Annotated in this window: 29 protein-coding genes; 16 read left to right on the plus strand and 13 right to left on the minus strand. The window is 53.7% G+C overall.

All coding sequences use genetic code 11. The features are described 5' to 3' along the window. Window positions 1–13: 13 nt before the first annotated feature. From LJ739_RS00515 to LJ739_RS00540, 6 genes are all read left to right on the plus strand, one after another. The gene (locus tag LJ739_RS00515) at window positions 14–676 is read left to right on the plus strand and encodes a riboflavin synthase (RefSeq protein ID WP_229156642.1); all 663 of its coding nucleotides are present in this window, start codon (window positions 14–16) and stop codon (window positions 674–676) included. 64 nt (window positions 677–740) lie between these two features. Beyond that, entirely contained in the window at window positions 741–1,847 is a 1,107-nt protein-coding gene (gene ribBA / locus LJ739_RS00520) for a bifunctional 3,4-dihydroxy-2-butanone-4-phosphate synthase/GTP cyclohydrolase II (protein WP_229156643.1), read from the plus strand. A 90-nt stretch (window positions 1,848–1,937) separates the two neighbouring features. Continuing rightward, window positions 1,938–2,411 (plus strand): 6,7-dimethyl-8-ribityllumazine synthase, encoded by a 474-nt coding sequence (gene ribH / locus LJ739_RS00525; protein WP_229156644.1) that lies wholly within the window; start codon window positions 1,938–1,940, stop codon window positions 2,409–2,411. Between the two features lie 2 nt (window positions 2,412–2,413). Further along, window positions 2,414–2,833 (plus strand): transcription antitermination factor NusB, encoded by a 420-nt coding sequence (nusB, locus tag LJ739_RS00530; RefSeq protein WP_229156645.1) that lies wholly within the window; start codon window positions 2,414–2,416, stop codon window positions 2,831–2,833. A gap of 17 nt (window positions 2,834–2,850) precedes the next feature. After that, window positions 2,851–3,813 (plus strand): thiamine-phosphate kinase, encoded by a 963-nt coding sequence (thiL, locus tag LJ739_RS00535; RefSeq protein WP_229156646.1) that lies wholly within the window; start codon window positions 2,851–2,853, stop codon window positions 3,811–3,813. Continuing rightward, window positions 3,813–4,298, plus strand: coding sequence for a phosphatidylglycerophosphatase A family protein (locus tag LJ739_RS00540; RefSeq protein WP_229156647.1), 486 nt, complete (start codon window positions 3,813–3,815; stop codon window positions 4,296–4,298). Before thiL ends, LJ739_RS00540 begins: the two co-directional genes overlap by 1 nt. On the opposite strand, the gene LJ739_RS00545 is transcribed toward LJ739_RS00540, so the two are convergent. From LJ739_RS00545 to xseB, 4 genes are all read right to left on the minus strand, one after another. Beyond that, on the minus strand, window positions 4,295–4,486 hold the full coding sequence (locus LJ739_RS00545) for a hypothetical protein (RefSeq protein WP_229156648.1): 192 nt from the start codon (window positions 4,484–4,486) through the stop codon (window positions 4,295–4,297). The two genes, LJ739_RS00540 and LJ739_RS00545, sit on opposite strands and share 4 nt — an antisense overlap. A 125-nt stretch (window positions 4,487–4,611) precedes the next feature. Then, on the minus strand, window positions 4,612–6,486 hold the full coding sequence (gene dxs, locus LJ739_RS00550) for a 1-deoxy-D-xylulose-5-phosphate synthase (protein WP_229156649.1): 1,875 nt from the start codon (window positions 6,484–6,486) through the stop codon (window positions 4,612–4,614). A 34-nt stretch (window positions 6,487–6,520) separates the two neighbouring features. Further along, window positions 6,521–7,414 carry a (2E,6E)-farnesyl diphosphate synthase gene (gene ispA / locus LJ739_RS00555; protein ID WP_229156650.1) on the minus strand — a complete coding sequence of 298 codons (894 nt, stop codon included), beginning with the start codon at window positions 7,412–7,414 and terminating at the stop codon, window positions 6,521–6,523. Next, the gene (xseB, locus tag LJ739_RS00560) at window positions 7,411–7,656 is read right to left on the minus strand and encodes an exodeoxyribonuclease VII small subunit (protein WP_229156651.1); all 246 of its coding nucleotides are present in this window, start codon (window positions 7,654–7,656) and stop codon (window positions 7,411–7,413) included. Before xseB ends, ispA begins: the two co-directional genes overlap by 4 nt. Window positions 7,657–7,963: 307 nt before the next feature. Here xseB and pomA point away from each other — a divergent pair, with 307 nt between their 5' ends. The 4 genes from pomA (at window position 7,964) to LJ739_RS00580 (ending at window position 11,841) form a co-directional block, all read left to right on the plus strand. Then, on the plus strand, window positions 7,964–8,728 hold the full coding sequence (gene pomA, locus LJ739_RS00565; RefSeq protein WP_229156652.1) for a flagellar motor protein PomA: 765 nt from the start codon (window positions 7,964–7,966) through the stop codon (window positions 8,726–8,728). Between the two features lie 8 nt (window positions 8,729–8,736). Continuing rightward, entirely contained in the window at window positions 8,737–9,687 is a 951-nt protein-coding gene (locus LJ739_RS00570) for a flagellar motor protein MotB (RefSeq protein ID WP_324254890.1), read from the plus strand. A 103-nt stretch (window positions 9,688–9,790) separates the two neighbouring features. Continuing rightward, window positions 9,791–11,245, plus strand: coding sequence for a tRNA uracil 4-sulfurtransferase ThiI (thiI, locus tag LJ739_RS00575; RefSeq protein ID WP_229156653.1), 1,455 nt, complete (start codon window positions 9,791–9,793; stop codon window positions 11,243–11,245). Between the two features lie 11 nt (window positions 11,246–11,256). Then, entirely contained in the window at window positions 11,257–11,841 is a 585-nt protein-coding gene (locus tag LJ739_RS00580) for a class I SAM-dependent DNA methyltransferase (RefSeq protein WP_229156654.1), read from the plus strand. 86 nt (window positions 11,842–11,927) lie between these two features. Here LJ739_RS00580 and LJ739_RS00585 read toward each other — a convergent pair whose 3' ends face one another. Continuing rightward, window positions 11,928–12,509: a porin family protein gene (locus LJ739_RS00585; RefSeq protein WP_229156655.1), complete on the minus strand. Its 582-nt coding sequence runs from the start codon at window positions 12,507–12,509 to the stop codon at window positions 11,928–11,930. Window positions 12,510–12,784: 275 nt separating this feature from the next. Between LJ739_RS00585 and LJ739_RS00590 the strand changes: the two genes are divergently transcribed. Both LJ739_RS00590 and LJ739_RS00595 read left to right on the plus strand, forming a co-directional pair. Continuing rightward, the gene (locus tag LJ739_RS00590) at window positions 12,785–13,894 is read left to right on the plus strand and encodes a helix-turn-helix domain-containing protein (protein ID WP_229156656.1); all 1,110 of its coding nucleotides are present in this window, start codon (window positions 12,785–12,787) and stop codon (window positions 13,892–13,894) included. A gap of 114 nt (window positions 13,895–14,008) precedes the next feature. After that, window positions 14,009–14,941 (plus strand): DUF2268 domain-containing putative Zn-dependent protease, encoded by a 933-nt coding sequence (locus LJ739_RS00595; protein WP_229156657.1) that lies wholly within the window; start codon window positions 14,009–14,011, stop codon window positions 14,939–14,941. Here the strand turns inward: LJ739_RS00595 and LJ739_RS00600 are convergent. After that, a complete protein-coding gene (locus tag LJ739_RS00600) occupies window positions 14,867–15,133 on the minus strand; it encodes a hypothetical protein (RefSeq protein WP_229156658.1) in 267 nt (88 codons plus the stop codon). The two genes, LJ739_RS00595 and LJ739_RS00600, sit on opposite strands and share 75 nt — an antisense overlap. 279 nt (window positions 15,134–15,412) lie before the next feature. On the opposite strand from LJ739_RS00600, the gene rsgA reads away from it, so the two are divergent. Next, window positions 15,413–16,453 carry a ribosome small subunit-dependent GTPase A gene (gene rsgA, locus LJ739_RS00605; protein WP_229156659.1) on the plus strand — a complete coding sequence of 347 codons (1,041 nt, stop codon included), beginning with the start codon at window positions 15,413–15,415 and terminating at the stop codon, window positions 16,451–16,453. Between the two features lie 48 nt (window positions 16,454–16,501). Here the strand turns inward: rsgA and LJ739_RS00610 are convergent, their stop codons facing one another. The 7 genes from LJ739_RS00610 to LJ739_RS00640 form a co-directional block, all read right to left on the minus strand. Continuing rightward, window positions 16,502–16,921, minus strand: a complete 420-nt coding sequence (locus tag LJ739_RS00610) for an LIC_13387 family protein (protein ID WP_229156660.1) — start codon at window positions 16,919–16,921, stop codon at window positions 16,502–16,504. A gap of 118 nt (window positions 16,922–17,039) precedes the next feature. Further along, the gene (locus LJ739_RS00615; protein WP_229156661.1) at window positions 17,040–17,585 is read right to left on the minus strand and encodes a DUF3833 domain-containing protein; all 546 of its coding nucleotides are present in this window, start codon (window positions 17,583–17,585) and stop codon (window positions 17,040–17,042) included. After that, a complete protein-coding gene (locus LJ739_RS00620) occupies window positions 17,585–18,118 on the minus strand; it encodes a chalcone isomerase family protein (RefSeq protein ID WP_229156662.1) in 534 nt (177 codons plus the stop codon). Before LJ739_RS00620 ends, LJ739_RS00615 begins: the two co-directional genes overlap by 1 nt. After that, window positions 18,088–19,347, minus strand: a complete 1,260-nt coding sequence (locus tag LJ739_RS00625; RefSeq protein WP_229156663.1) for an SAM-dependent methyltransferase — start codon at window positions 19,345–19,347, stop codon at window positions 18,088–18,090. Before LJ739_RS00625 ends, LJ739_RS00620 begins: the two co-directional genes overlap by 31 nt. Before the next feature lie 14 nt (window positions 19,348–19,361). Then, window positions 19,362–20,081, minus strand: a complete 720-nt coding sequence (locus LJ739_RS00630; RefSeq protein WP_229156664.1) for a DUF1365 domain-containing protein — start codon at window positions 20,079–20,081, stop codon at window positions 19,362–19,364. Continuing rightward, window positions 20,078–21,340 (minus strand): NAD(P)/FAD-dependent oxidoreductase, encoded by a 1,263-nt coding sequence (locus LJ739_RS00635; RefSeq protein ID WP_229156665.1) that lies wholly within the window; start codon window positions 21,338–21,340, stop codon window positions 20,078–20,080. Before LJ739_RS00635 ends, LJ739_RS00630 begins: the two co-directional genes overlap by 4 nt. A gap of 16 nt (window positions 21,341–21,356) precedes the next feature. Continuing rightward, window positions 21,357–22,076: an SDR family NAD(P)-dependent oxidoreductase gene (locus LJ739_RS00640; protein ID WP_229156666.1), complete on the minus strand. Its 720-nt coding sequence runs from the start codon at window positions 22,074–22,076 to the stop codon at window positions 21,357–21,359. 118 nt (window positions 22,077–22,194) lie between these two features. Between LJ739_RS00640 and LJ739_RS00645 the strand changes: the two genes are divergently transcribed. The 3 genes from LJ739_RS00645 to LJ739_RS00655 are packed head-to-tail and all read left to right on the plus strand — an operon-like array spanning window position 22,195 to window position 24,135. Then, complete coding sequence (locus LJ739_RS00645; RefSeq protein WP_324254891.1) at window positions 22,195–22,812, plus strand: LON peptidase substrate-binding domain-containing protein; 618 nt, start codon at window positions 22,195–22,197, stop codon at window positions 22,810–22,812. 56 nt (window positions 22,813–22,868) lie between these two features. Continuing rightward, complete coding sequence (locus LJ739_RS00650; RefSeq protein ID WP_229156667.1) at window positions 22,869–23,483, plus strand: sigma-70 family RNA polymerase sigma factor; 615 nt, start codon at window positions 22,869–22,871, stop codon at window positions 23,481–23,483. Beyond that, window positions 23,476–24,135 carry a ChrR family anti-sigma-E factor gene (locus LJ739_RS00655; RefSeq protein WP_229156668.1) on the plus strand — a complete coding sequence of 220 codons (660 nt, stop codon included), beginning with the start codon at window positions 23,476–23,478 and terminating at the stop codon, window positions 24,133–24,135. The genes LJ739_RS00650 and LJ739_RS00655 overlap by 8 nt, the downstream gene beginning before the upstream one ends. The last annotated feature ends 20 nt before the right edge of the window (window positions 24,136–24,155 follow it).

Consider the following 24,155-nt stretch of genomic DNA (forward strand, 5'->3'; position numbering starts at 1 on the left):
AGAGGTCTCTGTTATGTTTACCGGAATTATTGAAGCCGTCGGCACCATCGGCGCGATGCAACCTTTTGGCGAGGACATCCGCCTGCGCATCGATGTCGGCACGCTGGACATGTCGGATGTCAAGCTGGGGGACAGCATTGCCGCCAACGGTGTGTGTCTGACCGTGGTTGAATTCTCTGACCAGCACTACAGTGTGGATGTGTCGCCGGAAACCCTCAAACGCTCGGGTTTCGCGGACTATCAGGTCGGTATGCCGGTGAACCTTGAAAAAGCCATGCTGGCGTCGTCCCGGTTCGGCGGACACATTGTCAGCGGACACGTTGATGGCGTGGGCGAAGTTCTGTCTCTGCATCCGGGCGATAAATGGCTCGAGATCTGGGTTAAGGCGCCGGACAACCTGGCCCGGTATCTGGCTGAAAAGGGGTCGATTACCGTGGACGGTGTCAGCCTGACGGTTAACCGTATCGACGGTGCCCGGTTTATGCTGACCCTGATCCCCCACACCCTGCAGGAGACCATCATCGGTACTTACAAGGTGGGCACCAAGGTCAACCTCGAAGTGGATGTGGTGGCCCGCTATCTGGAACGCCTGATGCTGGGCGACAAAGCCGCTCAACCGAGTGCCGGCCAGGGCATTGATGAAGCTTTTCTGGCCAAGCATGGCTACATGAAATAATGACGCCAGACGTCGTTACGACAACGTCTACACTTACTACCCTACAACATTAAAAAAGACGCACATGGCATTAAACACAACCCAAGAGATCATTGACGACATTCGCGCCGGCAAGATGGTCATTCTGATGGATGACGAAGACCGGGAAAACGAAGGGGACCTGATCATGGCCGCCCAGTTTGTTACTCCGGAGGCGATCAATTTCATGGTCACCCATGCCCGCGGGCTGGTGTGTCTGCCAATGACCGCAGAGCGCTGTCAACGGCTTAATCTGCCATTGATGGTCGACAACAACGGTGCCCAGTTCTCCACCAACTTTACGGTATCCATTGAGGCCGCGACCGGCGTTACCACCGGTATTTCGGCGGCGGATCGTGCCCGTACCATCCAGGTCGCTGTGGCCGCCAATGCCAAAGCTGACGACATTGTTCAGCCGGGGCACATCTTTCCGCTGATCGCCAAAGAAGGCGGCGTGTTGAACCGAGCGGGTCATACCGAAGCGGGTGTTGATTTGGCCCGTTTGGCTGGCGCAGAGCCGGCCGCCGTGATTGTCGAAATTCTGAATGACGATGGCACCATGGCCCGTCGACCGGAACTGGAAGCCTTTGCTGCCAAACACAACCTCAAAATTGGCACCATCGCGGATTTGATTGAGTACCGCAATCTGAATGAGACCACCATCGAGAAAGTGGCGGAGTGCCGTTTGCCCACCGAGCATGGTGAGTTTGACCTGATCACCTTTAAAGACGTGATCGATAACCAGGTTCATTTCGCCCTGCGTAAAGGGGAGGTCAACAGCACAGAACCGACCTTGGTGCGGGTTCACCTGCACAATACGTTCAGTGATTTACTCGGCTCTGATCGCAACATTGACCGCAGCATGAGCCTGCCCGAGGCCATGGCGCGTATTGCCCAGGATGGCGGGGTGCTGGTGCTGTTGGGCAAACAGGAAGATCTGCTGGGGCAGGTACGTCAGTTCGAAGCGGAAGACAAAGGTGAGCAACCTGCCGCGCAGAAATGGCAGGGCACGTCCCGCACGGTCGGTGTCGGCAGCCAGATTTTGGCTACACTTGGGGTCAAGCAGATGCGCCTGCTCAGCCGTCCGAAAAAGTATCACGCCTTGTCAGGCTACGGCCTTGAAGTGGTGGAATACATTTACGACGACGAGTGAGCCATTGCTGTAAAAAGAACATTACCGCGATTGACGGTCTGTGCTACAATGCGCGCCGTTTTTTCGTTCAATGACAGGACATAGGCAGACATGAACATTATTGAAGGCAATTTGCGCGCAACAGGAAAGTCCTTTGCGTTGGTTGTTTCCCGCTTTAACAGCTTTGTGGTTGAAAGCCTGGTAGACGGTGCGCTGGATGCGTTGGAGCGCGTCGGTGAGGTCAACGAACAGGACATCACCCTGGTACGTGTTCCTGGTGCTTATGAATTGCCTGTGGTGGCTAAAAAACTGGCTGAACAGAAAAAATACGATGCGATCATCGCACTGGGTGCCGTGATCCGCGGCGGAACACCGCACTTTGACTTTGTTGCCGGTGAATGTAACAAAGGCCTGGCCCAGGTATCCCTGGAATACGGTATTCCGGTGGCGTTTGGCGTGATCACCACTGACAGCATCGAACAGGCGATTGAGCGCTCTGGCACCAAGGCCGGTAATAAAGGCGCTGAAGCCGCAATGGGCGCGCTGGAAATGGTGAATGTCATGTCATTGATTGAAGAGGCCTGAGCGTGAAACCAGCCACCCGTCGTAAAGCCAGAGAGCTGGCGCTGCAGGGCATTTATTCCTGGCAGATGACTCAAAACGCCGTGCAACAAATTGAACTGCACCTGGCGACCTCGAACAACATGGAAAACGTCGATATGGCGTATTTTCAGGAGTTGTTGCGTGCGGTGATCAAAACCACCGACACCCTGGACGCGGCGATCAAACCCTATCTGGGACGTCTGCCGGAAGAACTCGATCCGGTGGAAAAAGCGATCCTGCGTCTCGCGACCTATGAACTCACCCAGCGCATTGACGTGCCCTACAAGGTTGTCATTAACGAAGCCATCGAATTGGCGAAATCCTTTGGCGCTGAAGAAAGTCACAAGTTTGTCAACGGTGTGCTGGATAAAGCCGTCAAAACCTTGCGCAAAGACGAGCTGTAAGTACTCGCAGAGGACCTGTGAAAGAATTTGAATTGATCGATACCTTCTTCAAGGCCGGAAGTTATCAACGTAAAGATGTGGTACTCGGCATCGGCGATGATTGCGCCATTGCCGATGTCCCGTCAGGCCAGTCCCTGGTGGTTACGACTGACACCTTGGTCAGCGGTGTGCACTTTTTTGCCGATGCACCGCCAGAAGCCATCGCCCACAAAGCAGTGGCGGTGAACCTCAGTGATCTCGCCTCGATGGGTGCGGAGCCCGCGTGGCTCAGTTTATCCCTGTCATTGCCTGATGCCGATGAGGCGTGGGTTGCGGCGTTCTCAAAAGCGTTGCATGCCCTTAGCGAATATTACTCCATCCAGTTGATTGGTGGCGACACGGTTCGCGGCCCATTGTCCGTTACCATCACCGCACACGGCTTCGTGCCACAGGGGCAGGCGTTGTGTCGACACAATGCCAAGCCGGGCGACTTAATTTATGTGACCGGTAGCCTGGGCGATGCTGCAGCAGGCCTGGCAATCTTGCGTGGACAATTAAAAACCACCCAAAACAGTGAAGACTTTCTGGTCAATCGACTCCATTACCCGACACCACGCCTGCTGGCAGGTACGGCGGTGCGACGTATTGCCACCGCGGGCATCGATATTTCGGACGGCTTGCTGGCCGATTTGCAACATGTCTTAAGCAGTTCCGGTTGTGGCGCTCAACTGCACCTGGAACAGTTACCGCTGTCTGTGGCAATGCGTGAGTCAGTGCCGGCCAACAAAGCCTATGACTTTGCCCTCGCTGGTGGTGACGACTATGAGCTGCTGTTTACCGTCAGTGCAGACAAGCGCACTAATCTGGAAATCAATCTGGCCAACTTTAACGTTGAGGCGACCTGCATCGGGCAGATGACCGGAAAAGACGGCAAAATTGAATTGCGCCTCGGGGATGAGCCTTATTCCCTGGACGTGAAAGGTTACGAGCACTTCAGCTGATGGAATCGTTGCTGCGCGAGCGGGTGTCACTGCGCCGACCTACACATTTGCTGGCGTTGGGCTTTGGTTCTGGTCTGAGCCGCAATATGCCCGGCACCATGGGCACTCTGGCGGCATTGCCGCTGGTTGTCGCACTGGCGTTCTGGTTACCACTGTGGGCGTATATCCTGGTGTGCGTGATTGGGTCACTGGGGGGCATCTATGTGTGTGGAAAAACCGCAGATGACATGGGTATCCATGACCATCCTTCGATTGTGTGGGACGAGTTTGCCGGCATCGCGATCACGCTGATTGCGGTACCACTGAACCCCTGGACCGTTGTGGCTGGCTTTATCGCGTTCAGGGTGCTGGATATCCTCAAACCCTGGCCAATCAAACATTTTGACCAACACTTACACGGCGGTCTGGGCATTATGCTGGACGATGTGTTGGCCGGTTTGGCCGCATGTGGGCTGTTGCACGCCGGTTTGGCGCTAGTGTCTTAAACCTTGCCGTTATGTGGGGTCTGGCGTGGTTTTTCAAACACGCTGGTCAACGCGGAATAGATCAACACTGTCACAACACCAACAACCACCGGCGCGAGCCAGTCGATTCCCTGTAATCCATAACGAATAAATTGGTGCACCAAGGCCCCGAATGCGGCGCTGAAGGCGAGTAGCAAAGGGTTAGTCATGTTGACGTCCTTGTTCGATTGAACATTGATCCAGTCATAAATGTAACTGATTCTGACCAATTTGCTAGTCAATATGGCTATTTTTTTAACCGTTTTAACTGTTTCGGGACGTCAACGACTGAACACTACTGGGGCTGCTGGTTGAGGAAATCGTTAACCTGACGGACGATGCCCGCGCCGTCAATGCCAAGTTCAGCGTACATCTCTTGCTGGGTACCCTGCATAATAAACTGATCCGGCAAACCTAACTGCAGCAACTTGCAGCCTGATTGTCGGCGTAGCAGGTACTCACCCACTGCGCTTCCTGCACCGCCCATAATGGCGCCGTCTTCCAGGGTCACCACGGTATGATGGCTGGCAAAGGCGCTATCCAGTGCGTCGGTATCCAGAGGCTTGACAAACCGCATGTCGATGACGGTGGCATTCAGGGTGTCGGCAGCGCGCAGCGCTTCGGGCAACAACGTACCAAAGTTCAGCACAGCGATGCCTTCGCCATCCCGCAGTGTGCGACTTTTGCCAATCTCCAGTGCGGTCATGGTTTTGTCAGGCTCGGTACCGTTGCCGCTGCCTCTTGGGTAGCGTACTGCGGCTGGCTGGTTGAGCTTGTGTCCGGTGTAAAGCATCTGGCGGCATTCGTTTTCGTCAGCCGGGGTCATGATCACCATGTTGGGAATGCAACGCAAAAAGCTGATGTCAAACGCGCCTTGGTGGGTAGGACCGTCTGCACCGACTACGCCAGCACGGTCAATAGCGAACAACACCGGTAGGTTTTGCAGCGCGACGTCGTGGATCAACTGATCATACGCCCGTTGCAAAAACGTCGAGTAAATCGCAACAACGGCATTCAGTCCCTCTTTGGCCAGACCGGCCGCGAAGGTCACTGCGTGTTGTTCGGCAATGGCAACGTCAAAGTACTGCTCTGGAAACTGCTGTGAAAAGCGCACCATGCCAGATCCTTCGCGCATTGCAGGTGTGATGGCCATCAGGCGCTCGTCTTCGGCTGCCATATCGCACAACCAATCACCGAACACCTGTGAGAAGGTCGGGGATGAGGGTTTGCTGGCCGGCAATTTGTCATCCGCAGGATTGAACTTCGGCACGGCGTGGAATTTGATCGGATCTTTTTCCGCCAGCTCGTAGCCTTTGCCTTTCTTGGTCACTACATGCAGGATTTGCGGGCCTTTGATATTGCGCATGTTGCGCAGGGTATCGACCATGCCGTTGACATCGTGTCCGTCGATGGGGCCGATGTAGTTGAAGCCGAGTTCTTCGAAAATGGTGCCCGGTACGACCATGCCCTTGATGTGTTCCTCTGCACGGGACGCAAATTCCTTGATCGGCGGGACGTTGCTGAGCAGCTTTTTACCGCCATCGCGAATGGAGTTGAAAAAGTTACCGGTCAGCAGTCGCGCCAGATGGCTGTTCAGGGCGCCGACATTTTCGGAGATCGACATTTCGTTGTCGTTCAGCACCACCAACAGATCTTTATCAATGTCACCGCCATGATTCATGGCTTCGAAGGCCATGCCTGCGGTCATTGCGCCGTCGCCGATGACGGCGACTATCTTGCGATCTTTACCTTCCTTTTCTGCGGCCACTGCCATGCCCAGGGCGGCGCTGATGGAGGTGGATGAATGGCCAACGGCGAAGGTGTCGTAGTCACTTTCCGGCGGCCATGGAAACGGATGCAGGCCACCCTTTTTGCGGATGGTTGGCATACGATCCCGGCGTCCGGTGAGTATTTTATGCGGGTAAGCCTGATGACCAACATCCCATAGCAAACGATCGAACGGTGTGTTGTACACATAGTGGAGTGCCACCGTCAGTTCAACAGTGCCCAGGCCTGAGGCGAAATGGCCACTGCTTTGGGCCACACAGTTGAGCAGGTATTGGCGCAGTTCGTCCGCGCATTGGCGCAACTTGTCTTTGGGGAGGTTGCGCAATGCGTCCGGCGTATCGGCCAGAGCCAAAACAGGGTAGTTGGCGAGATCCAGGGTCATGAGGTGCCTAATTGCTTTCGTGTTTTTCTAGGTATCAGTGTTTGCGATGGATCAGATAGTCTGCAATCCCGCGCAGAATCTCGGTATTGTAGGGCAAACTGGCCAAGGCGTGAAGCGCTTGCTGATGTAATTCATGCAGATAAGCGGTCGCACCGTCCAATCCCATCAGTGCGGGGTAGGTACTTTTGTTGTGTGCCTGGTCTGAACCTTGTGGTTTACCAAGGGTTTGTGAGTCACTGATGATGTCGAGAATGTCGTCCTGGACCTGAAACGCCAGGCCAACATGACGGGCAAAATTTTCCAGCGCCAGGCTGTGTTCAGTTGGAATATCCAGCAACTGGCTGGGCATCAGGATCGCCGCCCGTAGCAAGGCCCCGGTTTTTTTCTGGTGCAATAGTTCCAGTTGATGTTGTTCGATGGCGTTATCGGTCGCTGCCAGATCCATCGCCTGTCCGCCACACATACCGGCATAACCGGATGCCTGCACCAGTGATTGCAGCAGTGTGATGCGTCGCTGCGATGCAGAGGCGGATAACGGGGCATTGGCGAGTACATCAAACGCCATGGTTTGCAGCGCATCGCCGGCCAGGATGGCGGTCGCTTCATCAAATTGAATGTGGCAGGTGGGCTTGCCACGGCGCAGATCATCATCATCCATCGCCGGTAAGTCGTCGTGGATCAGCGAGTAGCCATGAATACATTCGATGGCCAGTGCTATGGGATCCAGATCGCTCAACGCCAGCCCCAGCATGTTTCCCACACTGTAAACCAGCAAGGGCCGCATGCGTTTTCCACCGTTAAGCAGTGCATATTCCATCGCGGCCTTGAGGCGTGGCGCGTGATCGTCCAGTTGACGAAAATGGTCTTTTATCGCGTGTTCAATGCGCTGTTGAACGGCTTGTTGTTGCTGCGCGAGGGCGGTATTCATGCGTCGTTTTCGTCGTCCGTCAGCGGTGACAGCTGCTCCTGTCCCTGTTGCTGCATCAATACCTGTACTTTCTGCTCTGCTTCCTGCAATTTTTTCTGGCTAACGCGCACCAGTTGAATACCGCGTTCAAACTGGCTTAGCGCCTCTTCCAAGGGCAGGTTGCCCATTTCCATTTGCTTAACGATGGTTTCCAGTTCCTGCATGGCAGATTCGAAATTGGGGGTATCATCGGGTTGATTCATGGCTGTGCAGACCTTCTCGGTGGTGCTGGGATCTTGGTGCAATATACGCTGCGCACCTTACCTGACGGCTGCTACAGGGTCAAACATTTGTCGTGATTGAAAGGTTGGCGTTGATAAACGGGTCTTATTCGGGCAACACAGGCTAAACAATGCTATAGAAATCTGTACCTTGGACGATAAAATGATCATTGCGATACACGCGTTTTGAACATCCTGTGGTCGCCATGAAAAAACATCGGTATGCTGATAATACTAAGATTGGCTAGCAAAGCGGCACCTTAACACGCCGAATTTCGGGGAGGAGACAGTGGATTTAGCAACCCTCATAGGTATGCTCGGTGCGATGGGATTCGTCCTTATGGCGATGGTGTTGGGCGGCGACATCGGTATGTTTATCAACGTGCCATCGGTGTTGATCGTATTCGGTGGAACCCTATTCGTGGTCCTGTCTCAATATACCCTAGGCCAGTTTTTTGGCGCGGGCAAAATTGCCGCCAAAGCCTTTATGTTCAAGATTGAGCAACCCGAAGACCTGATCCAGAAAATCGTTGAAATGGCAGATGCAGCCCGTAAAGGTGGCTTCCTGGCGCTGGAAGAGGCAGAAATTGAGAACGCCTTCATGCAGAAGGGCGTGGATATGCTGGTGGATGGCCATGACGTTGAAGTGGTTCGCGACACCCTGGCCAAAGACATTGCCATGACTTCAGAGCGGCATGAGTTCGGTGCGTCTATTTTCAAAGGCATGGGTGATGTAGCGCCGGCGATGGGCATGATCGGTACCCTGATTGGTCTGGTAGCCATGCTGTCCAACATGGATGATCCGAAAGCCATCGGACCTGCGATGGCAGTGGCATTGCTGACCACACTGTACGGTGCGTTTCTGGCCAACGTGGTGTGCCTGCCGATTGCGGTAAAGCTGTCTAATCGGGCCGGTGAAGAGCGACTCAACCAATCGTTGGTGCTCGATGGTGTGGTAGGGATTGCCGACGGGCAGAACCCGCGGGTGATTGAAGGGATCCTGAAAAACTACCTGGCCGCCAGTCGCCGTAACGAAGCCAAAGAAGAAGAGTAGGTCATACTGTGGCTCAACAGAAAGAAGGTTGTCCAAAATGTCCACCCCCTGGGTTACCCCAGTGGATGGGGACGTTTGCCGATCTGATGTCACTGTTGATGTGCTTCTTCGTGTTGCTGCTGGCCTTTTCCGAAATGGACGTACTGAAGTTCAAACAGATCGCGGGCTCGATGAAGTTTGCGTTTGGTGTGCAGAATAAGATTGAAGTCAAGGACATTCCCAAAGGCACCAGCGTGATCGCGATGGAGTTCCGTCCCGGCAGGCCGGATCCGACACCGATTGAAAACATCCAGCAGCAGACCATCGACATGACCCAGCAGATGCTGGAGTTCCAGGCCGGCGATGAAGACTCGGCCGGTGGGCGTCAGAAACAGCGTGGCGAACAACGCGGCGGGTCGGCGCAGCAAACGGCCACTGAACAGTCCAGTTCCCAGAGTCGCCAGGCGGCCCAGGAACAAACCAATGAATTGATGAAAAAGGTCGCCCAGCAGTTGCAACGGCAAATTCTGGACGGCTCGATAGAAATGGAATCGCTGGGACAGCAAATTACCATCCGCATCCGTGAGAATGGATCATTCTCGGCCGGTTCCGCCTTCCTGCAACCCCAATTTGTGCCTATCCTGCGATCGATCGGTACCTTGCTGGCCGACGTACCCGGTGAAATTGAAATCTCCGGGCACAGTGATTCGCAGAACATTTCCAATGAACTTTACCGTTCTAACTGGGACTTGTCCGCTCAACGTGCGGTGGCGGTGGCCGAAGAGCTGCGTCGTGCGCCGGGGTTTGACGAAAGCCGCATGGAAGTGGTGGGTCGCGCCGATACCCAGCCCCTGGCAGACAATGAAGACGGAGATGCGCGCGGACGTAACCGCCGGGTGGAAATATCCATCAATCAGGGTAAACCCATGGTTTCAAAGCCGATTTCGGTGGTTGAATCGAACGACCCAGAACAACAATAGGCGCTTATCCCCCCACAACCGCGGTCTGTCGGTTGCTTTGTGGGGCATGGGCGCTATAATCCGCGGCTAATTTTCCATCATTCGGCCTGCTGTGGAGCCCGCCATGAAGCTGATCGTCAAGCTGCACTCTGAAATCACCATCAAAAGCAAATCGGTGCGCAAGCGCTTCACGAAGTTGCTCGAATCCAACATTCGCCAAATCATTAAGCAACACGACTATTCGGTGGAAGTACGCAACCAGTGGGACAAACTGTTGGTGCTGATCAACCCATCGGCACAGCCTCACGTTGAGGCGGTGATCGGGCTGTTGCGTGAAATCCCTGGTATCGATCAGGTACTGTGGGTGGAAGAGTCCGATTACACCGATATGGATGATATTTATCAGCAGGTCAAAGCGGTGTACGCCGATGTGGTGCGCGGCAAGCGCTTTTGCGTGCGGGTAAAACGGCGGGGTACACACGATTTCACCTCCACGGACATCGCCCGTTATGTCGGCGGTGGATTGAATCAGCATTGCGATACGGCCGGTGTGGATCTGAAGCGACCGGAGGTGACGGTTAATTTTGAGGTCGATGGCGACAAGCTGGTGCTGATTAAGCGTCGGATTAAGTGCCTCGGCGGCATGCCGTTACCCACCCAGGAAGATGTGCTGTCACTGATCTCCGGTGGTTTTGATTCCGGGGTTGCCAGCTACCTGACCATACGTCGCGGTGCCCGTACCCACTATTGCTTTTTCAACCTCGGCGGCCGGGAACACGAGATCGGCGTTAAACAAGTCAGCCACTATCTATGGAAACGTTTTGGCTCTTCTCATAAGGTCAAGTTCATCGCGGTGGATTTCGAACCGGTGGTGACCGAAATTCTGGAAAAAATTGATAGCGGCCTGATGGGAGTGGTGCTCAAGCGCATGATGCTGCGTGCTGCCACCCAGGTTGCCAACAACCTGCAAATCAACGCGTTGGTCACCGGCGAAAGCCTGGGTCAGGTGTCGAGCCAGACCATGACCAATTTGCATGTGATTGAACAGGTCACCGAGAAACTGGTCTTGCGTCCGTTGATTTGCATGGATAAAGCCGAAATCATCGACATTGCCCGCCAAATCGGCACCGAAGATTTTGCCGCTACCATGCCCGAGTATTGCGGGGTGATTTCCCAGCGTCCCACCGTGCGCGCTGTCAAGGAAGAGATAGAGCAGGCGGAGCAGGCCTTTGACATGTCGCTGATTGATCGTGTGGTACGCGACAGCTACGTGAAAGACATTCGCGCCATTGCCAAGGAAGCCGAAGAAGAAGTTGCGGCTGTGGACTCTACCGATGCCTTACCTGCAGACGCTGTGGTGATTGACGTGCGCGCGCCGGAAGAAGAAGAAAGCAAACCGCTGGAACTGGACAACAACGAGGTAGTGCATATCCCGTTTTTCCGCCTGGCGACCCGCTTTGCCGATCTGCCACAGGACAAAACCTACTACCTGTATTGTGAAAAGGGCGTGATGAGCAAGTTGCAGGCATTGTTGCTGCACGAGCAAGGTTACCCCAACGTCAACATTTACCGGCCCTGAGGTACATGCCAATGCACAATGAATGGGATGACTATGCCGACGGTTGGGACGACAACGCTTCGGTTCAAGACTATGCCGATAAGGCCTTTGCTGCATTAACGGATGCTATTGATATCGGCGCAATGACGGTGTTGGATTTTGGTTGTGGTACCGGCCATCTGACCGAGCGCATGAGCCCGAAGGTCGAGGCGATTGTGGCGCTGGACACATCGGCTGAAATGATACGCCGCCTGACCCGCAAAGGATTGCCCAATGTCACGCCGATGGCAGATGGGCTGACCAGCGAACTGATCCGGCAACAACCGGTGTTACACAAGGGCGTGGATTTGGTGGTGGCGTCATCGGTGTGTGGTTTTTTGCCCGACTATCCAGCAACAATGAAACTGATCGCCGCGGTGCTCAAGCCGGGTGGTTGGTTTGTGCAATGGGACTGGCTATCGACCGATGAGCAGGCCAGCGACGGGATGACTAAGCCCCGTATTGAAAACGTCCTTGGTGCCGCGGGATTCTCTGATATACGTGTGTCAGTACCCTTTGAGATGCCACATCCTGACGGCGCTATGCACGTGGTGATGGGGATGGCCAAAAAGCCCTGATCGGGCATTTATGGCGTGACAATCGGCAGGATCAAAAAAGGCGAGGTAACCCTCGCCTTTTTCAGGTCTATTCCACTAGCGTGGGATTAGAATTGGTAGCGGGCGCTGAACGAGGTCAGGTTGCGCTCGGAAGCCAGTGCGTAGTCAAACGCAACAGACCACTGGTCATTGATGTAGTAACGACCACCCAGTGTGTAAGACATTTCACGATCGTCGGAGGTGTTAACGTAACCAGCTTCGACTTTCAGCTCCACGTTTTCACCGACCATCTGGCGAATACCGGCAGTCAGGCCGTAACCATTGTCGTCTTCGTCGTCAGAGTAGCCCATGTACTGTGCTTTCGCTTCGATGCGCTCATAAGACAGGATTGCGTAGGCTTCGGTTTTGTCATTCAGGACAAAACGGTAACCCGCACCCACAGACAACTGGTCCAGATCCACGTCAACGCCGTACAGGTCGTCGCTCAGGCGCTGGAAGTCAGCGGTCAGGATGATGTTGTCATTGACCAGGTAGCTGCCTTTGATGGAGAAGCCATCGGGGTTGCTGTCCAGATCTTCATAGTTGGCGCTGGTGTAACCCAGGTCTACAAAGTTCCAGTCATTTTGTGCAGCGATGGTATTGGCAGAGAAAAGTGTTGCCAGAGCGATGGCAGCGATGGATTTTTTCATGTGATGCATTCCTTTTTTACTACATTCCAAGTGCATCCGATGAGGGATGCGGGGCGCGCAGTATATTCAGCACATCCATGAGTTCAAGATATTTTTACGCCTTAGTTGAGCGTTCGCTGCATTTATGCTCACATTCGCTGCAGTTGGTTTTTATTTCGACGATTTTAGCTCAATCATTGTTCATGGCTCTGTCTTTACAACTGGGCATCTTGTTTGCCTTTTACTGCGTCTGCGAACACAATGCGACCGGTTCCTGCACTGACCCAAGAAATGCGATGGATAATCTTCAACAATACATACATGCCACCAGTGTTTTTAACAGCTTTGCCCTCGGAGGGCTGCTGCTTGCACAGTCCAATCCCGGTTATGCGGGCAGGATTCTGGCGTTGTGGTGTTTTTGTCTTTCGTTGTTCAGCGTTACACCACTGCTGCTTATCAGCGATACATTGCCGGGTATTCAACGTCTTGCAGTGATTACCCTTTGGTTACCAGCGACGTTTGGCCCACTGCTGTACCTGTATCTGAACAGCCTGACACAACGTCGGGCTTACCGATGGCGGGATAGTTTGCATTTTTTACCCCTGTTGATGTGTGTGCTACTGACGTACGCCAATACCATGGAAAGTTTGGCTGATATCAACGTGCTGAGGCAGCAGGGGATTGCCAAAACATTGAGTCATCAGCTGGCACAAGGGATCATTTATACTCAGGCTGTGGTCTATGCCCTGTTGTGCGGGCGTGTGATTTACCAATACCGTCGCCTGGCCGAATATCGCTTATCCAATTATGACCCCAGTGTATTTCAGCACTTGCTGTTTGTTTGGGGACTCAATCTGTTGGTGTGGTTATGTGAAATCCTCTCCAGTGCATTGGGTGGGGTCTATGCGCTGGCCCTTGGGGCTGATGTGTTGTTGTTGTGCCTTATCGCGGGATTGGCCCTGATGCACTGGAAGTCTCCCTATTACCTGCGACTGCGTAATCTGCCCGTCACTGAAACCGAGTCAGCCGAGACGGTCATGGAAGGTTCAAAGCCTCCATCGCAATGCCCTGATTTGAGTACTGAGCTGTCTGAGGTTATGGAGCAGCAACAGGCGTATCTTGATCCGGAATTGACCCTGGATACATTGGCGTCCAGGGTGGGAGTGAGTCGCCACCTGCTGTCTGAATACATCAACACCCGTTGTGACAAGAATTTCCACCGTTTCGTCAATGAGTATCGCATCGAGCATCTTTGCCAGCAACTCAGTGCTGCCCCCGCGAACGCCAAGATACTTGATTTGGCATTGAGCAGTGGTTTTTCCTCTAAGAGCACGTTTAATCACGTGTTCAAGCAATATACCGGGTTAACCCCGAGCCAATACCGGCAGTCGCTGGTCACTGTCTGACAAGGCTGAGTCTGTCACATTGGACGTCCGAAATGATAAATACGGACGATCTCGCTATCCGTGTAAGCAACACTGCTGGTTCTTATTTCACGTTGCTGAACCAGGAGAATTGCAATGTTCAATCGCGGATTTGTTGGTGGTTTATATGTTATCTGTGCGTTGTTTACCGGCCAGGCTTGTGCCGGGGGACAGTCGGATTTCGCTATCGATGATGTCGAACGCTTCGCCCAAATGTTGGCTTCCCAGACGCCAATCACAGCGCAGCTGATAGAACGAAGTTACCTTACGCCTGGCTCTTTGGGGCAGACCATATTGGCTCAGCGGATCGGTGGCAGTAGAACGCTAGCGAACACCGTTAATCAGCAGCCCGAAATCTATCAGCGAGCGATTTCAATGTGCTTGCCGGCGGTTCGCTCATTGCGGGCGAAGGTGCTTGAACGGATAAGGCGGGTAACGTCTTATGTGGGACAGCCTCAACTGCTGCCGGTCAGCATTACCATTGCCGCTAACAATACCGCTGCAACCGTTAACAACCAGGGTATTGCACTGGCTCTGGAAGTCATTTGTCAGCAAGCGAATGAGCCCAGGGACGTTGAACAACTGGTTCTTGACTATGTGGGTCACGAAGCCGTGCATGTTTTGCAGTACCGGAACAGTCAGCGAACCGAATTTAGGTTCACCCTACTGGAGCTGGCCTTAATTGAAGGCAGTGCGGATTTTATCGCCGCCTCTGCCACGGGGCACAGCAGTCAGTTGCAGACCGTTCGGGAGCGCTATGGGGACAAGCATGCTCACCAGCTGTGGACGAGGTTTTTTCCGCTGATGGACACGTTTCAATATGCTCCTTGGCTTTACTCTCCGACAGCGGGGGAGCAGCCTGCGGATATGGGCTATTGGATAGGGCAGCAGATTGCCAAGGCGTATTTTCAAAACAGTGACGATAAACGCCAGGCACTGGATGACCTGATCAGGCTAAAAGATGCAAAAGCAATCCTGAAACACAGTGGCATAGCTCAACACGTCGGTTTTGACGAAGACATTGAGTAACACCGGCTGCACTGTGGCGCACTGCCGGATCAGGTTGTGATAGTCGTTGTGCAGCCGGTCTGATTCATCACGGGACACCGTGTCTTGGTGCAGCAGGCGCTGAATACTCTGTTCCAGTGCAAACAGGGTGTCGCGCAGGGGCTGAACGGCCATGGCGCGGTGGAATGGGGCGGGCTTGTTTTCCTTGGACACGTATGCTCTCCGTTGCTGTTGAAAGGCGACGGCATTGCAATTAACGTTAATGTAAACTCAAAAGAGAATAATTATTATCTAATGGTTGGGTTATTGCTTCAGAATTGGAAGGGCATTACACTGGCGCGGTATTCATTTCTACTGACGGTTAGGAGGCGACACATGATTGTAGCAACCCTGACCGGGACACAACGCCACTAGAGACCGTTGTCGAGCCCGGTTTTAACGCCGGGGCACCAAAGCCCCTCATCACATTAACGTTTGTGTTAAGGGTTCGTTATGACGTCTTTTCAGTCACTTGCCAGCATGGGTTGGCAACCATTTTTTCAACAACAACTGTCACTCGATGAGTGGGAACATCAGACACCTGCGCGTGTTGCCAGTGTTCACCGCGACGCGATTGATATTCTTGTTTCTTCCTCAGAATCGCGACGGATCAACCGTAGTGGGGTCACCGACCTGTGCGTCGGCGACTGGCTGTTGCTTGATAATGACGATCGTATCTGCCGGGTGTTAGCGCCTCAGACACTGTTTCGGCGCAAGGCTGCCGGGACCGGTCTACAAACCCAGGGGATTGCCGCCAATGTGGATACCGCATTGATTGTTTGTTCGCTTAATCAGGACTTTAACCTGCATCGAATTGAGCGGTACCTTGCTTTGATCAAGGGTGCTGGCGCAGAACCGGTGGTGGTATTGACTAAAATGGACAGCTGCGATGATCCTCAGGCCTTCGTGCAACGGGTCACAGCGCGTATGCCGGATGTGCCGGTAGAAGCCGTTAATGGCTTGGATGCGGACAGTTGCGCCTGTTTATCTCCGTGGCTGAAGCCGGGTAAAACATTGGTTTTGCTGGGGTCATCCGGGGTGGGTAAATCGACCTTGATGAACACGCTGATGGGCCAAAAGACACAATCCACAGCCGGGATCAGGGAAGATGACAGTAAAGGCCGGCACACCACCACGGCGCGGTATCTACGTCAGTTGCCCGGCGGTGCATGGTTAATGGATACGCCGGGCATGCGTGAAATCCAGTTGAGCGATTGTGCCGATGGTATTGCCAGTGCGTTTGCCGACATCGAAGCCCTGGCCAAGGAATGCCGATTTGGGGACTGTAGCCACACGTCGGAACCGGGCTGTGCGGTCACGAGCGCTGTGGCATCAGGGGTATTGGAACAGGATCGCCTGTCTCACTACCAAAAGCTGCAACGGGAAGATGCGTTTAACTCGGCCTCGCTGGCTGAGCGGCGTGCACAGGATAAAGCGCTGGGTAAGTTCTACAAGCGAGTGCAAAACAGTGCCCGGGAAACCCGCGGTCGCTGATTGGCAAGGGAGCGGTGGCAGTGCTGCCACCGTTCTCACTTTGTGGTGTTACGCCGCATGCACGCTGAAAGCGGCGGTCGAGAAGCAAAACGCGGTGACAAACATGCCCCAGAACACCCAGTTAAACCAGTATCGATTGGCCAATAACAGATACACGCAACTTATGAACACAGGCAGTACGCTGAACCACACGGATGATGCCATCAGGGCAAAGTGTGACCAGGCCAAAGGCAGGTAGATGGCACCGACCACCAGAATGCCAAACCCATGGCTGACATGCATGCCCACCCACGCCCGCCACATGGTCGTCTGTCGATTTTGCGGCCATCGCACCTGTTGCAGATAGGCCTGACAATCGATGTTGTCACCGCTCAGGTGTGACGACGAGGAGACGGCCAGTGTTTGCATGGTACCGATCAACATCAGCAAGATGGAACCGACAATAAACAGCAACTGCTCAAATGGCATACTCAGATATCCTTATAGGGTCACGTGGAAGCACGGCAGACGCACCTTGTCTGCCGCGGAGGCATTGTCCTTGAACTTGCCATCACGGCAAATCCTACCTCCTTGTAAAGTGACAGTGTCAGGACGAGCGGCATTCTCTCAGCGGTTGGGTCTTGTCGAAGAAAATTGAAATGCTGGCCACGGTGATGCCCCATTTTTTCATGTAAGAGCGGTTCATCAGCCGGTTATCATCCATTTGGTACATCCAGTCATCGATGGCGAATTCCCAGTTTTCACCGTCAATCGGCACTGACAAGGTGTATTGCCAGTTGAAAACATGTCCCTGAGCCTGACCCGACGCGGTACCAATGACGTCTGCTGCGCTGCCGGTGACGACGCCCTGATCATCCACGTTGAGGTGCCAGATGCGTACCTGCTCCTCGCCGTCAGCGTAGTAAAAGGTTTCGTGCAAAGTACCTCGATTGCCTTCCCATTCGCCGCGGATATCGACGCAGAAGCGGCGTGTCAGCTTACCGGCATAGTCCTCCACAATTCCCCAGGCGGTCAGGTTGCCGTTGAAATAACGCTGCAAGTCAAATGACGGCTGCCCTTGTGGCGGGTAGTCGCTGAGTTGGGTCGAACACCCGTTCAACAGAAACGAAAGGGCAATTATCATCCAACGCATCATGGTGCTCCTATCAGTTGTTTGCGAACGTCTGGGTACCGACAGGCCGGATCCAGCCAGATGGACAGAAAGTGGCCGGCAAACGCCTGATCCTCAATATGACCAATCGCCTCGTGGTTGTAGAAAAAGGTACTGTTGCCATTTTCCTCGACCCGCAGGGTGAGTCGATCACCTTCACGGATATCGGGCCAGAGGTCGCTCAGCATCGACAGCCAGTCGGTGACGTTTTGATGATCGATGCCGAGTCGCTGCCACTCTTTATCGGTTTGCTGGACCAGATCGTCGGCGCTGATATCTCGCAGGTATTCAATGTCCAGCGCCAATGGTGGCTGAATACCGGGATAGTTGCCGTCCGGCGAATACAGCCGTGATGTATAAATGTCCCAGAACAATACGCTGAGGGTGGCCTCGCCAACCTTCTGCAAGCCCTCAAGAGGGCGGCTACCCACTTCGCTGGCCATGGCCTGTGATGACGCCATGGCAAGTAGCGCAGCGGCACCGATCAACTGACGCGTGCGACGGGCGATACACATTGTTGATTCGTCAGCAGTAATTGTACCGTGCTGATGGTGCGTTCAAGAAAACCACCTTCACAGTAACAAAAATAGTAGCGCCACAAGCGCATGAAGCGTTCATCGTAGCCGTCTTTTGCCAGGGCGTGCTGGTTGGCCAGTAATTGTTGGTGCCAATCATCGAGGGTTTTCGCGTAGTCCAGGCCGATATCGTGAACATCACGGATGGCCATGGATGTGTGCTGTTTGACCAGGTTGCCTAACACGCTCAGCGAAGGCAAAAAGCCGCCGGGAAAAATGTGTTGCTGAATAAAGTCGACGTCTTTGCTGTAGCTGTCATAGCGACGATCATCAATGGTGATTGACTGCAACAGCATGATGCCATCGGGTTTCAGCAGTTGCTGGCAGTGTTGAAAAAACACCGGCAGGTAACGCTTACCCACGGCCTCTATCATTTCAATTGACACCAGCTTGTCATACTGGCCTTGTAAGGTGCGGTAGTCCTGTTTGAGCAGGGTGATACGATCCCCAAGACCCTCTCGTTCCACCCAAGCTGAGGCCCAGGCATGCTGTTCTTCGGAGATGGTGGTTGTGGTCACGCGGCAGCCGTAATGTTTGGCGGCAAAGATTGCCAGACCACCCCAACCGGTGCCGATTTCCAGCAGGTGGTCATCGGGGCTGAGGGACAGTTTGTCACAAATCACCTGTAGCTTGTGCTGTTGTGCTTCGGCCAGGGTGGCTTCTTCGGACGGATAAATGGCCGACGAATACATCATGCTGTCATCCAGAAACCGGGTGTACAAACGGTTGCCCAGATCGTAATGCGCTGCAATATTGCGCTTGGCCTGACGGGTACTGTTGCGGCGCTGGAAATGCTTCAGTTGTCGTACGGGGGCAATGAGCCAGGAAAAACGCTTTTCCCACGCGTCCAGCAGCGCCAGATTGCGGGCAAACAGCTGAATCACATGGGTCAGGTTAGGTGAGTCCCACCAGGCGTCGGTGAAGGTTTCGCCGGCAGCGATGCTGCCCCCTAACAACAGACGGCGGTAGGCCCGTTGGTCGAGAATATCGATTTCTGCATGCAGAGGATCATGTTTGTCACCGAAGCAGGCGACCAGACTACCGCGCTCTTTCAGGATCATATAACCCTGGGGCAGTCTTTCAAACACACTGAGCAATGCAGACTTCGCCACTTTGTCCAGCCAGGAGGCTTTGTTGACGGCACTGAGTACCTGTTCACCGTTAGACATGCACTGTTCCTTAATCACTTGCCGGGGTGGTCGTAGACAGGCACTTTTTTCAGATACAGTTTCAGTGCCTGCCAGTAAATCCCCACCACCGTTTTTATTGTCATTGCAGGGATGCTTACCATTACGCGCCAAAGGGAAAAAGAGTTCATTGGTTGTCGTTGCAAATGCAAAGACGCGCTGAATTCGCGCTGTTGGCGATGGCAAGACAACGACAGTGACAAGCGGTCGCCGGGCTGACTGACTCGCCAATGGTAGGTCATGTCCATCGGATTAAACGGAGATACGTGGAATGCTTTGTCAGTTGGCGCCTGCTCGGCAAGGTTGACCAGATAATGATGTCGTTCATTCCACGGTGTATTGCTGACTTCGGCGAGCATGTGGGTGAAGTGGCCGTCCGGGTGTTGCAGGAAATAGAAGTTGACCGGACTGAAGTACAGACCAAACAGCCGACACTGTCCCAACAGAAACACCTTACCGGTCAACCCTTTGCCACTCAGTTCACTCATTCGCTGGCGCACTGCTTCTGCCAATGGCTGTACCGGATCACCGAGGTAGTCGGCGCGCCGGAAGCGCACCGGTGACAGCCAGTGTCGGGAAAAGCCTCGGGTGTTTTCGATGGTGCTATCAAGATCGTCAAGCGCCAGCCAGAACAGAAAGATGCGATAGTCAAAATGGTGATGCTTGGGTACCAAACGGGTATGACTGACCTGTCCGACATACAGGCTGCTGGTCATAACGAAGCTCCGAAGCGTTTGCACACATCCAACGCACTGTTGACGCCGTCTTCATGGAAACCGTTGTACCAATAGGCGCCGCAAAAATGCAGGTTATCAACCCCGCAGATCTCATCCCGGCGCTGCTGAGCCGCCAGGGCCTCATGGTTAAATTGAGGGTGGGCATACCGGTATCTGCCGAGCACCTTGTCCGGATCGATATCCTGACTGCTGTTCAGTGTCACACAAAACGTGTGTGGCGCTGACAGACGCTGCAGTATGTTCATATTATAGGTCACGCAGGCAGGCGCATGGGCCTCCTCTTCGTCGCCGGTCAGCAAGTAGTTCCAGCTCGCCCACGCCAGGGGGCGGGCAGGCAACAACCGGGTATCTGTGTGCAGCACCACGTCGTTGTCCGCGTAGCGCAGGTTACCCAGAATCGCCTGCTGTTCCGCACTGGGCTGGCTTAACATTGCCAATGCCTGGTCGCTGTGGCAGGCAAAAATCACATGATCAAAGGTCTGCAATCCGAGAGAAGACTGGACCTGCCATTGGTGGCCGTGGCGGGTCACCTGCTGGACGGGGGTGGAAAGATGAATTCGCTCACGAAAGCCGTCGGTTAGCGGGGCAATGTAAGCCCTTGAGCCGCCGATGAGGGTATGCCATTGGGGCCTGTCAGATACGTTCAACAGTCCGTGATTGTTGAAAAACTGCAGGAAAAACCGCAACGGAAAACGCTCTATATCGGCCAGGCTGGTGGACCATATCGCCGCGCACATGGGCAGGATATAGTTGTCTTTGAACACGTCACTGAAGCGGTGCTCTGTGAGAAAATCGCCCAAGGTCTGGGATGGTTCAAACGTACTCTGTGCAAGGGTATCTTTACACAGTCCGTTGAAGCGCAGAATATCCCTGACCAGTCGCCAGAACCGAGGCCGCAACAGGTTGCGTCGTTGGGCAAACAGACTGTTCAGGTTGTTGCCATTGTATTCAATGTTCTGGGCGGTGTTTTTGACACTGAAACTCATCTCAGTGGGTTGCCCTTCAACGCCAAGCTTGTTCATCAGGCGAATAAAGTTGGGGTAGGTCCAGTCATTGTAGACAATAAAGCCGGTGTCAATTGCATAGGTGTGGCCATCGATGTCAATGTCTTTGGTGGCCGTGTGACCACCAATGTAATCATTGGCTTCAAACACCGTGATGTCATTATCCCGGTGTAGCAAATAGCCACAGGTCATTCCGGCAATGCCGGTGCCAATGATAGCGATTCGTTGTGTCATGCTAATTCTTCCGTGGTTACTGAGCGCTGCGCATGGATTGGCACAATGCTACTTTCAGTCGGTCGGGTAATCGTGTCAATAGCCGCAGGATTGCACCGAACATCCAGGGGAAGTAACGGTTTGCGGCATCCCGATCAATCTTGCTCAAAATCGCCTCTACGGCCTGTTGGGTACTGATCCTCATTGGCATGGGAAAGTCATTTTTATCCGTCAACGGTGTTTTGACAAACCCCGGTGACAACGACGTTACCTTGACCCCGGAGGCGGCCAAATCGACCCTCAGGCTTTGGGTCAGGTAGTGCACAGCCGCTTTGCTGGCACCGTATGCCTGACTGCGGGTGAAAGGCAGCAGCCGCGCCATACTGTCTACCACCAACAAGTGCGTACCCGGTTGCAATGCGTGCTGCAGACCTGCCAGACAGTTCACCACGCCAAACAGGTTGGTTTCGAAAACGCGACGGAACAGGGACGGATCGATGCTGTGTGCATCCACGTATTCACATACGCCGGCGTTGAGCACGATGATATCAGGCCGGCAATCGGCCAGGGCCTGACGGGTTTCTTGCTCGTCATTGACATCGAAGCAGCGGGTTTCAATGCCGTGCTCTTGATGCAGTTGTGCGAGCTTCTCTGCTGTGCGGCCACAACCAATAACCTGATAGCCGCGACGGGCAGCCTCAATTGCCAGCGCTTCACCGATACCTGACGTTGCGCCTGTTATCAGAAGGGTTTTCATCGCCAATCCACACCTGTGAGTTAATCAACATGCTGTAGATACATCGCCAGTGGTGTCTCGGATCACCTGGCCTGAGGGATTGGCAGAAAAAACGATCTGTTTATCCAATGAGTCCGTAATGGCTGTCATGAAGCATAAAACCCGGGAGGCCGATGTGATGTCGAACAGCTTTGAATTGCCTTTGTTTCCTTTGTCGGCCCATGTTTTGCCGGGGGGACGTCTGTCACTGCGCATTTTTGAGCCTCGCTATGTGAGGATGGTTAAGGAAGCGTGCGCTGCACAGCAGGGGTTTGGTGTGTGCATGTTGAATGCGCGCGGCGACAAGGCGCGCAACGAGCATATCTACCCGGTTGGCACCTACGTTGAGGTGATCGACTTTGATCTGCTTGAAGACGGCTTGCTGGGTATTACCGTGGAAGGACAACGCTGCTTTCAAGTAAACAATATAGAAAGCCAGCCAGATGGCTTGCGGGTTGGTCAATGTGAGTGGCTGGATAACTGGCAGGCCACAACGACTGATATGGATGTTGCACCGATGGACACCCGCTTGCGCGAGATATTCGACAAGTACCCTGAAGTTAATGCGTTGTATCAGCAGCCCCGGTTTGATGATCCGATTTGGATCATTTACCGCTGGCTGGAACTGCTACCGGTGAATACCGAAACAAAACAACAGCTTCTGCAGCAAAAAGATTACGGCACAGCCCTCAAGTTTCTGTCACAATTAGTGCAATGATCTTTTTCCGCATCGCTGACGTAATCCTTTTAAACGACGATTAACAGGTGATGCAAATGCTCGTTGGGATCCCTTTGGACAATCAGCAACGCCGATCGGTACAGCCGAAAGACTGTGCCGATGAGATGGCCCATCATTTGAAACAAGTGGCAGAAAACCGTTGTAAAGCGGCGTTCTCTCAAGTGTTTGGCTATTTTGCGCCGCGACTGCGCTCTTTCGCGTTGAAACAGACCGGTAATGAAGCACTGGCGATGGAGCTGGTGCAGGACACACTGTCCAATGTGTGGCAGAAAGCCCATCTTTTTAATGCTGAAAAGGGGTCGCCGTCGACCTGGATTTTCACCATCGCACGTAATATTCGCTATGACATGCTGCGCAAGCAGCAAAACCGCAAAGAAGATATTTGCGCGGATGATTTGTGGCCGGTGTTGTGTGAACAGACCGCCGACCCGAACGAAGTGGAAATGGATGAACAGATCACCCTCGACCAGCTGGGCACATTGTTTGAAGCCTTGCCAGAGAAGCAAAAGGTTGTGATCGAAGCCATTTACATTGAAGGCAAATCGCAGCAAGAAGTGGCCGACCAACTGGACATTCCTTTGGGAACGGTAAAATCACGCACTCGCCTTGCCTTGCAACGACTGAAAGAGATGTTGAACGACCATGATTAATTTACACCCTACCGCACAGCAACTGATGACCTATGTCGACGGTTCAATGGAGCCGATGATGGCACTGGTAGTGGCCTGTCACGTTGACATGTGTGCACACTGCCGGGCCAAGGTTGAGCAATTGCAGTTGACCATCAGTGATAATGCGTTCGCGCTGGAAAGCCAGGACAATGTTTCCTTTGGTGACATGATGGCATCCATTATGGCATTGCCTGCTGCAGAACCTCGCGTGCGTCCCGCGTCACCGCCAACGCTGGAGTTGGATGGACGTTCTTTTGTGTTGCCCCGACCGCTGCGTCGTTTTGTCGACAAAACCGGTAACTGGTCCCATTTGCTGGGCAATTTATGGCAGGCGCCGGTGGATATTGGCGGGGGCGGTAAGGCCCAGTTTATTTTTATGGAGAAAGGTGGTCGAGTGCCGGAGCATACCCATCGCGGCAATGAAACGACGCTGGTGATTGACGGTGAATTTAGCGACGGGCTGGGTCACTATGATTCGGGTGATTTTATCCACATGGACGGGCATCACGTGCATACCCCTCGTTCTGATGCTGATGAAGGTTGCCTGGTGTTCAGTGTGGTAGACAAGCCGTTACATTTTACCTCCGGTATCGCCCGGTTGCTGAATCCATTCAGCCAACTGTTTTTCTAGCCCGAGGGCCAATCTAAAGC

It is taken from the genome of Fluctibacter halophilus, assembly GCF_020687825.1.
GTDB lineage: Bacteria > Pseudomonadota > Gammaproteobacteria > Enterobacterales > Alteromonadaceae > Fluctibacter > Fluctibacter halophilus.